The 14,076-nt window shown below is 62.4% G+C and carries 13 protein-coding genes; 2 read left to right on the top strand and 11 right to left on the bottom strand.

Features of this window, described 5'->3' with window-relative positions; genetic code table 11:
* Positions 1-184: 184 nt before the first annotated feature.
* The 7 genes from arnF to arnB all read right to left on the bottom strand — a co-directional run bounded on the left by arnF (position 185) and on the right by arnB (position 7,725).
* Positions 185-616 (bottom strand): 4-amino-4-deoxy-L-arabinose-phosphoundecaprenol flippase subunit ArnF, encoded by a 432-nt coding sequence (arnF, locus tag IU367_RS16850; protein ID WP_043135092.1) that lies wholly within the window; start codon positions 614-616, stop codon positions 185-187.
* Positions 613-957: an EamA family transporter gene (locus tag IU367_RS16845; RefSeq protein ID WP_043135091.1), complete on the bottom strand. Its 345-nt coding sequence runs from the start codon at positions 955-957 to the stop codon at positions 613-615. The genes arnF and IU367_RS16845 overlap by 4 nt, the downstream gene beginning before the upstream one ends.
* Positions 957-2,600: a lipid IV(A) 4-amino-4-deoxy-L-arabinosyltransferase gene (gene arnT, locus IU367_RS16840; protein ID WP_274452506.1), complete on the bottom strand. Its 1,644-nt coding sequence runs from the start codon at positions 2,598-2,600 to the stop codon at positions 957-959. The genes IU367_RS16845 and arnT overlap by 1 nt, the downstream gene beginning before the upstream one ends.
* Positions 2,601-2,721: 121 nt before the next feature.
* On the bottom strand, positions 2,722-3,621 hold the full coding sequence (arnD, locus tag IU367_RS16835; RefSeq protein WP_274452505.1) for a 4-deoxy-4-formamido-L-arabinose-phosphoundecaprenol deformylase: 900 nt from the start codon (positions 3,619-3,621) through the stop codon (positions 2,722-2,724).
* Positions 3,614-5,605 (bottom strand): bifunctional UDP-4-amino-4-deoxy-L-arabinose formyltransferase/UDP-glucuronic acid oxidase ArnA, encoded by a 1,992-nt coding sequence (arnA, locus tag IU367_RS16830; protein WP_103471499.1) that lies wholly within the window; start codon positions 5,603-5,605, stop codon positions 3,614-3,616. Before arnA ends, arnD begins: the two co-directional genes overlap by 8 nt.
* The gene (gene arnC, locus IU367_RS16825) at positions 5,605-6,582 is read right to left on the bottom strand and encodes an undecaprenyl-phosphate 4-deoxy-4-formamido-L-arabinose transferase (RefSeq protein ID WP_098980609.1); all 978 of its coding nucleotides are present in this window, start codon (positions 6,580-6,582) and stop codon (positions 5,605-5,607) included. Before arnC ends, arnA begins: the two co-directional genes overlap by 1 nt.
* Positions 6,583-6,588: 6 nt before the next feature.
* Positions 6,589-7,725, bottom strand: coding sequence for a UDP-4-amino-4-deoxy-L-arabinose aminotransferase (gene arnB, locus IU367_RS16820; protein WP_103471498.1), 1,137 nt, complete (start codon positions 7,723-7,725; stop codon positions 6,589-6,591).
* Positions 7,726-7,945: 220 nt separating this feature from the next.
* On the opposite strand from arnB, the gene IU367_RS16815 reads away from it, so the two are divergent.
* Positions 7,946-9,292, top strand: coding sequence for a UDP-glucose dehydrogenase family protein (locus tag IU367_RS16815; protein WP_274452504.1), 1,347 nt, complete (start codon positions 7,946-7,948; stop codon positions 9,290-9,292).
* Between the two features lie 512 nt (positions 9,293-9,804).
* Here the strand turns inward: IU367_RS16815 and IU367_RS16810 are convergent.
* Complete coding sequence (locus IU367_RS16810) at positions 9,805-10,047, bottom strand: YheU family protein (RefSeq protein WP_042870108.1); 243 nt, start codon at positions 10,045-10,047, stop codon at positions 9,805-9,807.
* Between the two features lie 89 nt (positions 10,048-10,136).
* Between IU367_RS16810 and IU367_RS16805 the strand changes: the two genes are divergently transcribed.
* The gene (locus tag IU367_RS16805; protein ID WP_274452503.1) at positions 10,137-11,288 is read left to right on the top strand and encodes a GGDEF domain-containing protein; all 1,152 of its coding nucleotides are present in this window, start codon (positions 10,137-10,139) and stop codon (positions 11,286-11,288) included.
* Here IU367_RS16805 and IU367_RS16800 read toward each other — a convergent pair.
* From IU367_RS16800 to IU367_RS16790, 3 genes are all read right to left on the bottom strand, one after another.
* Entirely contained in the window at positions 11,270-12,253 is a 984-nt protein-coding gene (locus IU367_RS16800) for a hydrolase (protein ID WP_274452502.1), read from the bottom strand. The two genes, IU367_RS16805 and IU367_RS16800, sit on opposite strands and share 19 nt — an antisense overlap.
* A gap of 68 nt (positions 12,254-12,321) precedes the next feature.
* Positions 12,322-13,221, bottom strand: a complete 900-nt coding sequence (locus IU367_RS16795; RefSeq protein ID WP_042870112.1) for a chemotaxis protein — start codon at positions 13,219-13,221, stop codon at positions 12,322-12,324.
* 161 nt (positions 13,222-13,382) lie between these two features.
* A complete protein-coding gene (locus tag IU367_RS16790; RefSeq protein WP_274452501.1) occupies positions 13,383-14,069 on the bottom strand; it encodes a hypothetical protein in 687 nt (228 codons plus the stop codon).
* Positions 14,070-14,076: the final 7 nt, after the last annotated feature.

Genomic DNA, 14,076 nt, shown 5'->3' with positions numbered 1-14,076 from the left:
CCGAGTGCGGTCAAGTGCGCCGCTTGTCGGTACTGTCTTGCAACAGGCAGCCTGGCGTGACACTTGTCACCGGGTACTCAGTGATGAAGGGGGAGCGCAGGGGGAGTCGCGACACAAAAAAAGGGCTGACGATGCAGCCCTTATTGAGATGGCGCTGGCGCGCCGTCGTTTCGTATAGCCGGGGCTAGCTGGCGCCTTGCTTGCTCGCCGGTTTTATCCCCACCAGCACGGCCCCCAGCAGGATGAAGATCACCCCCACCGCCTTGCCCGGCTCCAGCGATTCGGCAAAGCTCGGTATGCTGACCGCCAGCAGATAGACCAGCGCATAGCTGGTGCTGAGCAGGGGATAGGCGATGTTGAGCGGAGTGGAATGCAGCGCCGCCAGCCAGCAGAGCAGCGACAGGGCGTAGCAACCCACCCCGGCGAGGATGACCAGCAGCGGCAGCGGATGGGCCAGCATGACGGCGAGATCCGCCTGCCAGGCGGGCAACTGGATCACCCCCCACTTCATGCCGAGCTGGGCCAGGGTCACCAGCAGTATGCTGCCGAGCACATAGAGATAGCCCTTGAGCGCGGGCTTCCCCGTCACCTCAGGTGCTTTGCCAACCCCACTCATAGCAAGCCTCCCAGCAAGAGGGCGCCAATGATGATGGCGCCAGCCCCCAGCCAGTTGTGATAGGTGATCTGCTCGTGAAAGAACAGCCGCGAGCCTATCAGCACCAGCACCAGATTGATGCTGAGCATGGGGTAGGCCATGCTCAGCGGCAGCCGCTGCAGCAGGTAGATCCAGAGCAGCATGCCGCTGCCGAGAGCCGCCACGCTGGCGATCAGCCAGGGTGACAACAGCTTCTGCCAGTGGCTGCAGGGCTGACGCTGCCAACTGATGACCGCCTGCTTTTGCAGCATCTGACCGCCGCAGGTCAGCAGGCACACCAGCAGCAGCAGCAGTATGTCCATCACTGGACCCCGTGATAGATCAGCAGGGTCAGCCGATGACTCACGATCGTCTCGTCAGCGGGGGGAACTGGGCCCGTGTTGCCGTCCCGATCCGTCTTCATCAACAGGGCAACCTGACCTTTTTTGCGCGCCTCTGCCAGCAAGGCAGGGAAGTCGGCGCGCGCCACGTAGCGCCCCTTGGCATCCGGGTAGCCCAGACCGTAATGCACCTCGCCCTTGCTGTCGAACAGGGTGATCTCGCTGCGCCGGGTTTCCCAGGCGAGGGAGGACGCCAGCCCCACATCGTTGGCCAGCAGGGTGGTGGACTGCATCAGCACGGCCTGGTTGGCCTCGATGAAGCGCTCCGGCAGCTTGGAGTCGATCAGGGATTGCGGCAGTGCCCAGGGCAGGCCTATGGCCAGCACCATGGGGCAGAGCGCGCTCAGGGTCCAGCGGCGGCTGACATCCTTCAACTGGATGAAACCGAGCAGAGCCCAGCCGGCAAAGATGACCATGGCCACCGCCAGCGCCCCATGATCCTCTTCGCCGTAGACGGCGTGGCTGGGGGAGAAGGCCAGCACGGCGAGCACCGCCAGGCAGATGAGGCCGAACAGGCCGTTCAGCCAGGCATTGACCCTGAAAGCTCGCTCTTTACCTTCCTTGAGCAGATCGACGGCGCTGGCGGCCATCAGCATGGCCAGCGGGGCGAAGCAGGGCAGAATGTAGGTGAGCAGCTTGCCCTTGGCGATGCTGAAGAAGAGGAACGGCAAGATGACCCAGGCCAGCAGATAGAGGGTCTCCGGGCTTATCTTGCGATCCTGCCAGCCCTTGCGCAGAGCACCTGGCAACAGGCCGAGCCAGGGCAGGGTGCCGAGCAGCCCCATGGGCAGGTAGTACCAGAATGGCGCCTTGTGCTGGGCGTTGTCCGCCGCGAAGCGCTGTATGTGTTCAATCCAGAAGAAGTAGTGCCAGTAGTCGGGCTCGCGCAGGTGCACGGCGATGGCCCAGGGGGCGGTCAGCAGGACAGCGCTCAGGATGGCCAGCGGCCCGAAGCGCACCAGCTCGAGCAGACGGCGTTGATAGAGGACGTAGGGCACTATGACGATGACGGGCACCGCCAGGGCGATGAAGCCCTTGGTGAGAAAGCCCATGCCGCAGGCGAGGCCGAACAGCAGGTAGCCGCCGATCCGGCTGCGTAGCGATCCCTCCTTGCGGATGATGTAGAAGCTGACCATGGCCGCGTTGAGCCAGAGGGTGACCATGGCATCGAGCACGCTGTAGGTGCCTATGCCGTAGACGATCAACAGCGACAGATAGATGAGGCTGGCGAGGAAGGCCTTGCGCCGGCACTGCCACAGCTGCAGCGCGAACCAGAAGATCAGCACGGCGCTCAGGCCGGTGGCGGCAGCCGAGGCGAAACGCACGGCGAAGTTGGTGTCACCGAACAGCTGCTGGCTGATGCTGTTGAACCAGTAGCCGGCGATGGGCTTCTCGAAGTAGCGCAAGCCCAGGAAGTGGGGCACGACCCAGTCTCCTGTGCTCACCATCTCCCGGCTTATCTCGGCGTAGCGGTTCTCGTCGGGGCTCCATAGCGGCCGCTGGTCGAGCGGCAGCAGGTAAAAGAAGAGAAAGAACAGGGGCAGGGCCCACTTGGTCAACGTCATGACATCCTCTGTAGCATTGTGTGGTGAGCGCAATGGTTCATCATGCCGCCCTCAGGGGCCCGATGTGCTGCGTCATGGTTCATCCTGCCACTGTCTGGTGGCCTGACTTGTTGTGTCTGGTCTATGCGTCGGCCTTGCAGCCAAGCCAGCCCTCTCGCCCTGGCAGGGTGCCGCGTACCAGCCGCCCGGCGCCCAGCTGAGCGGGGTCGGATGGTAACAGATCCCCCAGCGGAACGAAGCGGATGCCGCGCTCCCTGGCTTCGCCGAGCAGGGCATCGAACTGCTCCGCCATCACGATCCCTTCCACTTCGGCGTGAATGGTGTAGACGTGAGGCGCCACCTGCGGCGGCGTGCAGAGCCTGCCCAGGATGAAAGCGTTGAACTGCGCCGCCGTCACCTCGGGGCCGACAACTTCATCGAAGGTGGGCAGATTGACCGGGATCTGCGGCGTACCGAGCCGCCCGTCCTGCAGCAGGGGCCGAAACAGGCCGCTGCCGCGACAGTCGCTGTTGTAGCGAAAGCCGAAATGTTCCTTGGCCTGGGTGGTGAGCGGGTCTGCCCGCCAGCCGGCGGCGGCGGAGCAGTCCACCTCCCGTCCCAGGATCTGGTTGAGCGCATCCACCCCGAGCCGGGTCTGGCGGATCAGTTCGGCCTCGCCCCAGCGTCCTGTGTTGGCCTGCCAGCCGTGGTGATCCCAGGCGTGCAGCCCCACCTCGTGGCGGGCGCTGTCGGTGTCGCGCATCAGGGAGCCCAGCTGTTTGCCGATGGACTTGCCGGGCCAGGCGGTGCCGGCCAGCAGTATGTCCAGCCCATAGAGGGATGCTGCGTTGGAGCGCAGCATCTTCAGCAAAAAGCGGGGTTTGAGCAGGCGCCACAGGTGGCGCCCCATGTTGTCGGGGCCGACCGAGAAGAAGAAGCTGGCCTTGACCTGATGCTTGTCGAGCAGTTGCAGCAAGCGGGGAACCCCGTCACGGGTCCCCCTGAAGGTATCAACGTCGATCCGCAGACCCACATCAATCATGCTCGACTCCCGTGGTGACCGCCCCTTGCAGGAAGAAGTCCAGGGTCTTGCCTATGGTCTCTTCCATTTCGATGGTCGGTTCCCAGTCGATCAGGCGGCGGGCATTCTTGATGCTCGGACGACGGTGGGAGACATCCTGATAGCCATCGCCGTAGAAGGACTTGCTCTCCACCATCTTGAAGCCGGCAAACGGCGGGAAGTGGTGGCGCAGCGGGTGTGCCTCGAACTTGGTGAGCAGCACCTCGGCCATCTGCTGGATGCTGGCCTCGTTGTCCGGGCTGCCGATGTTGATGATCTGGCCATCACAGCGGTTGCCCTTGTTCTCTATGATGCGGAACAGGGCCTCGATGCCGTCCTCTATGTCGGTGAAGCAGCGCTTCTGGGCGCCGCCATCCACCAGCTGGATCGGGGTGCCGTCCACCAGGTTCAGGATCAGCTGGGTGATGGCGCGGGAGCTGCCGATGCGGGCGGAGTCCAGGCTGTCGAGGCGCGGGCCCATCCAGTTGAAGGGACGGAACAGCGTGAAGCTGAGACCCTCTTTCTTGCCATAGGCCCAGATCACCCGATCCAGCAGCTGCTTGGAGACGGAGTAGATCCAGCGCTGCTTGTTGATGGGGCCGACGATGAGGCGGGATTCGTCTTCATCGAAGCTGTGATCGTCGCACATCCCGTACACCTCGGAGGTGGAGGGGAATATGATGCGCTTGTTGTACTTCACGCAGTAGCGAACGATCTTGAGGTTCTCTTCAAAATCGAGCTCGAACACGCGCAGCGGGTTGCGGGTGTATTCGATGGGGGTGGCGATGGCCACCAGCGGCAGGATCACGTCGCACTTCTTGATGTGATACTCGATCCACTCGGTGTGGATGCTGATGTCCCCTTCCACGAAATGGAAGTTGGGGTGGCCGATGAAGCGCTCCAGTGCGCTGGCGCCTATATCCAGCCCATAGACCTCGTAGCGGCCATCCTTGAGCAGGCGCTCGGTCAGGTGGTTGCCGATGAAGCCGTTGACCCCGAGGATCAGCACCCGGGTCAGGCGCTCCTTGCGCAGGGCATTGCTGGCCTTGGGGCCGAGCCGCATGCCGGCCACCAGACCCAGTTCACGGGCGAGCTGGGCGCCACGCACATAGAGGCCGCCTTCCGCCTGGCCGGCCACGATTTCCAGCACCCCTTCACCGCAGGCGATGCGCAGCGGATCCTGGCTGAGGATGGTGCCGGGCAGCTTGTCGCTGGTCTGCTCGAGATGATTTGCCTTCCACACCGTCAGTTTGCGATCGCCGGCGAAGCTGAAGGCGCCCGGATAGGGCTGGGTGACGGCGCGCACCAGGTTGTAGAGCGCCTGGGCCGGGTTATCCCAGTGCAGCTCGCCATCGGCCGGGGTGCGGCGGCCATAGTAGCTGGCCTTGCTCTCATCCTGCGGGGTGATCGAGATGTCGCCGGCGCGCAGTTTCGGCAGCTCGGCCTCCAGCAAGGTCCTGGCGGCGAGGCGCACCTTGCCGTGCAGGGTCAGCGCAGTGTCGGCGTCTTTTATCTCGACGGCCTGCTGGGCGACGATGGCGCCGGCATCGGGCCGCGCCGTCATCTGGTGCAGCGTGATGCCGGTTTCGGTCTCGCCGTTGACCAGACACCAGTTGATGGGCGCGCGGCCGCGGTAGGCGGGCAGCAGGGAGCCGTGCAGGTTGAAGGCACCGACGGTCGGAATGTCCAGGAGCGCCTGCTTGAGCATGTTGCGATAGTAGAAGGAGAAGAGGGCCTGGGGCGCCAGCTCCTTGATGCGCTCGACCCAGAGCGGATGGTTGACATCCTCGGGGGAGTAGACCGGCAGATCGTGCTCGGCGCAGAGCTGGGCCACCGAGCCGAAGAAGCGGTTCTCGCCGGGATCGTCGGCGTGGGTGAAGACGGCCTGGATCTCGTAGCCTGCCTCGAGCAGGGCCTCGATACCGGTACAACCGATATCGTGATAAGCAAAGACGACAACTTTCATTATTCAGCTTCCTGTTGCGAAGGAGTGGAGGCGCTGCGCACGACCTGATGGATGAAGTAGCGGGGACGGGCGCGCACGTCTGTGTACATGCGGCCTATGTATTCCCCCAGCAGCCCCATGCCCAGCAGCTGTACGCCGACGAAGGTGAAGAGAATGGCAAAGAGGGTGAAGACGCCATCGGCGGCCCAGTCTGCGCCCATCACGAAGCGCATCAGGATCAGCAGGATGGAGAAGGTGAAACCTATGCCCGCCACCACGCTGCCGACTATGCTGAGCAGCCGCAGGGGGGTGGTGGTCATGCAGGTGACCAGGTCATACATCAGGTTGATGAGGTGCATCAGGCCGTATTTGGATTCGCCGTGGGCCCGCTCGGCATGGCCGACTTCCAGTTCTATGGTGCGGCGGGCGAAGCTGTTGGCCAGGATGGGGATGAAGGTGCTGCGCTCCTGGCAGCAGAGCATGGCGTCTATGATGTGGCGGCGGTAGGCCCGCAGCATGCAGCCGTAGTCGCTCATGTGCACGCCGGTGGCTCTTTGCACCGATTTGTTGATGAGGCGGGAGGCAGTCTTGCGGAACCAGGAGTCCTGGCGGTTGCGACGCACCGTCCCCACCACGTCATAACCCTGCATGGCGGCCTCCACCAGACGGGGGATCTCCTCCGGCGGGTTTTGCAGATCCGCATCCAAGGTGATCACCAGATCCCCCTTGGCGGTCTCGAAGCCGGCCATGATGGCGGCATGCTGGCCATAGTTGCGATTGAGCAGCACCCCGACCAGCTTGCTGCCGTCTTTGGCGGCGGCCTCGCTGATGATTTCGGTGGAGCCGTCGTGGCTGCCGTCATCGATGAGGATCACCTCGTAATCCTGGGGCAGGAGCTCGCAGGCGGCCGTGACCCGGCTCAGCAGCACGGGCAGGCTGGCCTCCTCGTTGTAGACGGGGATGATCACCGAAACCAGCTTGATGTCTGTGTTGTTCACGTGTCGTTACTCCAATATGTCGATGAGTGCCGCGACCACACGGTCAACGTCGGCCAGCGTCATGTCCGGGAAGAGTGGCAGGGTGCACAGGCGCGATGAGTTCCACTCGGTATGAGGCAGGCTGAGCGTCGGGTAGCGCTCGCGGTAGTATTTCTGGGTATGGGCGGCCCTAAAGTGCAGCCCTGTGCCTATGCCGCGCTCCTGCAGCGCCTGCATCAGCCGATCCCGGTCCAGACCACAGCGTTCGGGGTCGACCCGTACCATGAACAGGTGCCAGGCGTGCAGATGGGAATAGGCGGGCACGGCGAGCGGCATCAGTGGCAGGCCGGCCAGTTTTTCCTGATAGCGGGCCACTAGCTCGGCCCGTCTGGCATTGAGCTCGGGCAGACGCGCCAGCTGCACCAGGGCGATGGCGGCGTTGATGTCGGCCAGGTTGTATTTGAAGCCCGGGGTGATCACTTCCGCCTGCGGCTTGCGGCCCAGGCTCATGCGATCGAAGGCATCCACCCCCAGCCCGTGAAACTTCAGCATGCGGGCCTTGTCCGCCAATTCCTTGTCATCGGTCACCAGCATGCCCCCTTCGGCGCAGGTCAGGTTCTTGATGGCATGGAAGGAGAAGATGGCGGTGCCGGTGGCGCCAATCCAGCGCTCCCGGTAGCGGGTGCCGACCGCGTGGGCCGCATCTTCGATGACGGGGATGCCGTGCTGGCGTGCCAGGTCGAGGATAGGGTCCAGATCGACGGGGGCACCGGCGTAGTGGACCGGTATGATGGCTTTGGTCCTGGCAGTGATGAGCGGCGCTATCAGTTCGGCGCTGGTCATCAGCGTGTCCCTGTCCACGTCGACGAAGACGGGCTCGGCGCCGAGCAGGGTGATGATGTTGATGGTGGAGACCCAGGTCTGGGAGGGGGTGATCACCTCATCCCCCGGGCCTATCCCCAGCGCCATCAGGGTGACGTGCATGCCGGCGGTGGCGGAGCAGAGTGCGACCGCATGCTGGCAGCCGAATGTGTCACAGAATTGCTGCTCCAGCTCGTGATTCTTCGGGCCGGTAGTGATCCAGCCCGATTTCAGCACCTCACAGACAGCACTTATCTCGGCATCGCCGATGGCGGGCCTCGAAAATGGCAGAAAATCTTGCATAAGCGATCCAACAATGAATATTAATCAGTGCCCAGCAGGCGGGGCAGCCCTAAAAATGATGCTCAACATATCGTATATAAAAGCGGGCCTGCAATGGGCCAGAAACAGCTGGTAACAATTAACTCATGCTGTCATCTTAGGTAATGTGGTAAATATTTATAACCCCCCAGATTCTTGTTTTTCCAAATTACATCATCTCTGACATTTTGGTTGTATCAATATGAATATTACTGTATTTGGAAGTGGCTACGTGGGCCTGGTCCAGGCCACAGTACTGGCCGATGTCGGCCACCAGGTTATCTGTGTCGATGTCGATGAACAGAAGGTGGCTGAATTGATGGCCGGCCAGGTTCCCATCTATGAACCCGGGCTGGAAGCCCTGCTTCAGCGCAATATCAAGAGCGGTGCCCTGGTGTTTACCACGGATGCCGTGCTGGCCGTCAAACACGGCGAGGTACAATTTCTGGCGGTCGGCACGCCGCCGGGGGACGATGGTTCCGCCGATCTGCGCCATGTGCTGGCGGTGGCCGAAACCATAGCCCTGCATCGCGATGCCCCCGTCGTCATAGTCAACAAGTCGACCGTGCCGGTGGGCACAGCCGACAAGGTGACGGCCAGGGTGAATGCCATCTTGCAGCAGCGGGATGTTTCCTTTGCCTTCGATGTGGTCTCCAACCCCGAGTTTCTGAAGGAGGGCTCCGCCATCCAGGATTGCCTGCGGCCGGATCGCATCGTGGTCGGCACCCGCAACGAGTCCTCCCGCCAGCTGATGCGCGAGCTTTACGAGCCGTTCAACCGCAACCATGATCGCATCCTGTTCATGGATGTGCGCAGCGCCGAGCTGACCAAGTACGCCGCCAACTGCATGCTGGCTACCAAAATCAGCTTCATCAACGAGATGGCCGGACTGGCCGAGCGGGTCGGTGCCGACATCGAGATGGTGCGCCAGGGCATAGGTTCGGATCAGCGTATCGGCTATCAGTTCATCTACCCTGGCTGTGGCTATGGCGGTTCCTGTTTTCCCAAGGATGTCAAAGCCTTGCTGGCAACGGCCCAGGAGCTGGAGTACGACACGCCGCTGATTCGGGCGGTGGAAAGGGTCAATGAGCAGCAAAAATCGCGGCTTTTTCAGCTGCTGTCAGAGTTCTTCCGATCCGAAGGGGAGACCCTGTCCGGCAAGACAATCGCCCTGTGGGGGCTGGCGTTCAAGCCCAATACCGATGACATGCGCGAGGCACCGAGCCGGGCCCTGATGGAGGCGCTCTGGCAAGCCGGCGCCACTGTGCAGGCCTATGATCCCGAGGCCATGCAGGAGGCCCAGCACCTCTATGGCAACTGTGACAAGCTGCGGCTGATGGGCACCAAGGAGGCCGCCCTGTTCGGTGCGGATGCCCTGGTAATCTGCACCGAATGGAACCACTTCAAGGCCCCCAACTTCGTCGCCATCAAGCAGGCGCTGAGATGGCCGCTGATCGTGGATGGTCGCAACCTGTTTGATCCGGGTCGCATGAAGGAGCATGGTTTTCATTACTACGGCATTGGTCGCGGCGAGTCGGTAACGAAATAAGGGATGGGCGCGCCGATATGAGCGCCCGCCATTGCATCGCACGCCTGTGATTTACCTATCATCAGGACTCTGCTTGCCATCGATTGCAAATATGGGGGCTGGTGGTGCCGGGCCAGCCATAGATGGACATGAACCCCGTATTGATATGGGGGAATTGTCTTGTCATATTGCGGCAATATTGTGATGAGATTCTCTGTTTCTTAATTATATTTCCGCTATGGATTTTCCCGCCCAGCCGGGAAGCATGAACACCCATTTATATCAGCGTGAACGACATCTATTTTTATTTGGTGTGATCAAGGCTGGCTCTCTATTCATTCAAAATAGAACCGGGATCGCTGAATAAATTCCGCCGCCCAGGCACATAATTTGCCCCAAATGGCCCTCCGATGACTCGGCGGGCCATTTTTATATCCGGGAAATGCGCGGATCCGGGGCGGGAACTGTCGGGTCCGTGGCGCCATCCTGCGGGTCGCGCTGGCAAGACCGAGATTGGGATGGAAATGGCAGGGCTATTCCGGTATATCGTCCACCGGTGCGCTGCTGAGGGTGGCCTTTGACACTATGTTCACGCTCTCGTGCAGCTCGCTGTAGACGATCACGGCCAGGCCTTGTTGCAACTGTTGTCTGACATCGTCGACCTTGTCAGCCAGACTGACATCATGCTCACCGTACTCGGTGCCTTCCCGCAGTACGAAGTGCTCGAGCAGGCTGTTGAGGGTATCGGAGTCCAAGTCTTGCCAGGGGATAATCATGGGTTCATCTTCAGTTACCAGAGAGTGGATATTGTCTATCTGTTGCCAGCAAGCGCAAGGGATTTATGGGGCTGTCAGCGGGTGTGCACATGCTGTCTGATGAACAACGCCGCCTCTCCACCCACTTCGATCAGCACCTGTGCGAGTCACGCCGCCTGGCCCTGAGCAAGGGGTTGCACTGGTTCTGGGCCGTCAACCAGCTGGCGATCCTGTTCCTGCTTGCCCGCTTCTATGTCTATCGCGATGCCCATCTGGTGATCGCCCGGGTGCTGCCCTGGAGTTACGAGGTGCAGGTTATCCTGATGACCCTGGTCTGCCTGCTGTTTCCGCTGTTCTGGCGCTGGCTGTCCCATCAACCCCTGACCGTCTGGCCGCCCTGTCTGCGGGCTGGCGCCCTGCTGTGGGGGATCGCCTGGGCGCTGCTCGGCTACGCCATCGCCCTGATCGAGCTGAGGGGAGGCTTCAGTCTGGCCTTCGATCTCATCAGCTTGCTGCTGATGACGGCGCTGGTGGCCCTCTATTGCGAGGTGAGGCTGTTTTACTGTTTCAGTGTGCCTCCCCTGCTTTTCCTGTTGCTGGAGGCCTTGTTCGTCAAGGTTCCTTTCCCTGCGGTGCACTGGCTGGCGGTAGGCTGCCTCATCATCATGCTGGAGACGGGACGTCGCATGCTGAACGGCTGGTTCGTGCTGGCTGTGTCTCGCGAGCATGAGAACCTGGCGCTGGCCCGTCAGCTCGATGGCATGGCCAAGCAGGATCCCCTGACGGGCTTGGCCAACCGGCGTCACTTTGCCAAGGTCAGCGAGCAGATCCTGGCCGAGGCGCAGCAGCGGCATGGCGAGTTTGCCATCCTGCTGCTGGATGTGGATTTCTTCAAACGTTTCAACGACCACTACGGTCATCTGCAGGGGGACAACTGCCTGATCGCGGTCGCCGATTGCCTGCGGGAGGCGGTGCGGCAGCCGGCCGATGTGGTGGCTCGCTATGGCGGGGAGGAGTTCGTGATCCTGCTGCCCGGCGCCGACGACGGGATCGCCGGACAGATTGCCAGGCGCATCGCCGCGGCCCTGGCCGTGCGCGCCATTCCCCATGCCCTGTCGGAGGTCTCTTCCTGCGTGACTGTGAGTCAGGGCATAGCCCTGTGGCGGGGGCAGGAGTCGGTTGCCGACATGCTGGTGCGGGCCGACGAGGCGCTCTATCGGGTCAAGGAGACGGGACGCAACGGCTACCTGCTCGCCCCCTGAGTCTGCTCCTTCACCCACTGGCTGATACGCTCCTCCAGCCAGAAGCGGGGGCGCCAAGGCGTGCCGTGCAGGAAGCCCACATGGCCGCCCCGTCGGCTCAACTCGTAACGCACCATGGGTGAGAGCTGCTCCGGCCGCGGGATCACGGCCTCTGTCATGAAGGGATCGTCGGCGGCATGGATCACCAGAGTGGGAATGGGGATGCGGGCCAGCAGCCCCAGGCCGGAGCAGCGCTGGTAGTAATGGTCGGCGCTGGCAAAGCCGTGCAGCGGCGCCGTGACCTGCTCGTCGAAGTCGCGCAGGGTGGCAATCTGTTGCACCTGCTGCGGCTGCCAGCGTTTGCCAGCCTCGGCCTGATGCCGGATCTTGTTTTGCAGGTTGTCGCGCATGGTGCACAGCAGATAGCTCTGATAGACCCGGGAGAAGCCCTGATTGACCCGATCGGCGCAGCTGTCCAGCCGCAGCGGTGCCGAGATCACCACGGCCGCCTGCAGTTCACGGGGGCAGGCCCGCGCCAGCAGATTGACCAGCATGTTGCCCCCCAGCGAATAACCGATGGCGATCAGTGGCTTGCCAGGAAAGCGCCGGCCCAGTTCGACGATCAGCGCCTGTGCATCCTCGATGGCGCCGGAGTGATAAGCCTGCAGCAGGCGGTTCGGCTCGCCGCTGCAGCCACGAAAATGCATCAGCACGGCCTCGTCCCCCTGTCGTTGCAGATGGACGAACAACCCCTTGGCATAGTGGGAGTGGATGCTCCCCTCCAGCCCGTGAAACAGCACCATTAGTGGTCGCGCGTTCTGGCTGATGTCGCCGCTCCAGGCGAGATCGACGAAATCCCCGTCTGCCAGTTCGAAACGTTCGGCCACGAAGCGGGCCGGCGCCCGTCGCAGCCACTTTGGCAATATGGTTTGCAGATGGGGATTGCGCGCCCACCAGGGGGCGTGGAAGTGACTCTCTATGAGCATTATGGGGTCCGAAACAGGCATCAGGGCAGTCAAAAAGTGCGGCGAGAAGGGGGCTTCTCGCCAGCTTGTCAGGCCAGCAGGCTGTCGTGGTGCTCGGCACCGCGCAGCATGGCCTGGATCAGTTCGTTGGCCTCAAACTTGGTCAGCGCCTCGTGGGCGCCCACCTGGTGGGCCCGCTCCACGCTGATCTCGCTGGAGAGCGAGGTGTGCAATATGATGTAGGCCCCCGCCAGCGTCGCGTCGCTCTGTACCTCGAAGGCCAGCTCGTAGCCGTCGAGCCCCGGCATCTCGATATCGCTCACCAGGATATCTATGGGGGTCTTCTGGCTGGCGCGAGCCTGCATCAGGGCCAGCGCATCCTTGCCGTTGGTGCACACCTCGTAGGGGATGTTGATGTAGTCCAGCGCCGCCATCAGCTGGCGGCGGGCGACGGAGGAGTCGTCCACCAGCAGGATCCGCATCGGCTTGATCCGCTCACGCTGCACGTCGGTCAGCACAGGGTAGAGGTGGCTGGGATCGTCCGGGTAGACCCGCGACAGGATCAGCTCCACGTCCAGCAGCTGGATCAGCTGGTCGTTGACCCGGGTCACCCCGGTCACGAACACGTTATGGCCGAGCGCGGCGGGCGGGGATTCGATGTCGCGCCAGTTGCACTCAGTGATCTTGTCGATGCCGCGCACCAGAAAGCCCACCAGGGTACGGCGGCAGTCGGTGATGATGATGAAGCAGTTCGGCATCTCCTCCTTGCTGATCGGGCGATAGCCCACCGCCATGGCCATGTCGATCACCGGGATTGTGGTGCCCCGCATGCTGGCGGCGCCGAGCACGGTCGGGTGCGAGTGCGGCATGGCCGTGAGCTGGGTGTAAGGCACTATCTCCTTCACCTTGAGGGTGCCGATGGCGAAGGATTGTTTGGCCGAGAGATGAAACAGCAACATGCCCTGGGATTGGTTGGCTTTGCTTTTCATGGCAGATGTCCTGTGAGTCAAAACGGTATCAGTCAATTCAGGCCCCTAGCATAAAGGATTATAGGAGAAATGACCCTCCCGTTATTAGCGGCCGTTTGCCGCAAAACTGGACTCATTTTCCCCATTTTTCGCCTGGCCGGCCCGGTTTTCGGCCCGTAGGGTCAGGCGGCTTGCTGTGCATCCAGGCTGGCGCCAAGCCAGCGTTGGCAGGCCTGGGCGAGGGCCTCTTCATCCCGGTAGCCGAGCTTGCTCACCACCTGTGCCCGCTTGCTGCCGCTCTTGAGCAGGCGTACCGCCTGCAGCAGCTGCCACTGGGCGCTCAGGGTATCGGCCGCGAGGCCCGGATCCGTGATCCCGCGCTGGGAGAGACAGGCCTGCCAGGCGGCGTCACTGCCCGCTTGCTGGCTGATCAATGCGCGCCAGGCGCCTTGCAGCGGCTGATCCGCGTGTTGCGACAGGGGGCAGGCCTGCAACTCGTCGAGTATCACCTGCAGGCGATGACCATAGGCCCCTTGCCAGTCGCGGGGACGCTGCCACTGGGCCAGGCTGTCGAACAGGGCATCCAGCAGCGGGGTCGGTTGCAACCAGCCCGCCTGGGCTGGCTGGGCAACCCGCAGGGAACAGGTCAACAGATCATGGTGGCAGCCCGCCAGCGGGCTGAAGGCGGCGAGGGCATCGGCGCAGAGCCAGAAGCTGTTGCCCGCCGTCAGCAGCAATTCATGCTGGCCGAGTCGCAGCAGTGCCGCGCCCCGGGTTATCCGCAGCAACTGGCCCACCGGCGTGCGTTTGCGGCCGCCGACTTGCAGGTACGGAGAGGAAAAATGCTGGCATTCGATGGCGTGATGCATGTAAAAA

The sequence above is a fragment of the Aeromonas bestiarum genome (genome assembly GCF_028751155.1).
Classification (GTDB): domain Bacteria; phylum Pseudomonadota; class Gammaproteobacteria; order Enterobacterales; family Aeromonadaceae; genus Aeromonas; species Aeromonas bestiarum.
The sequence above is the reverse complement of the archived record's forward strand: the minus strand, read 5'-3'. Positions and strand labels throughout refer to the sequence as shown.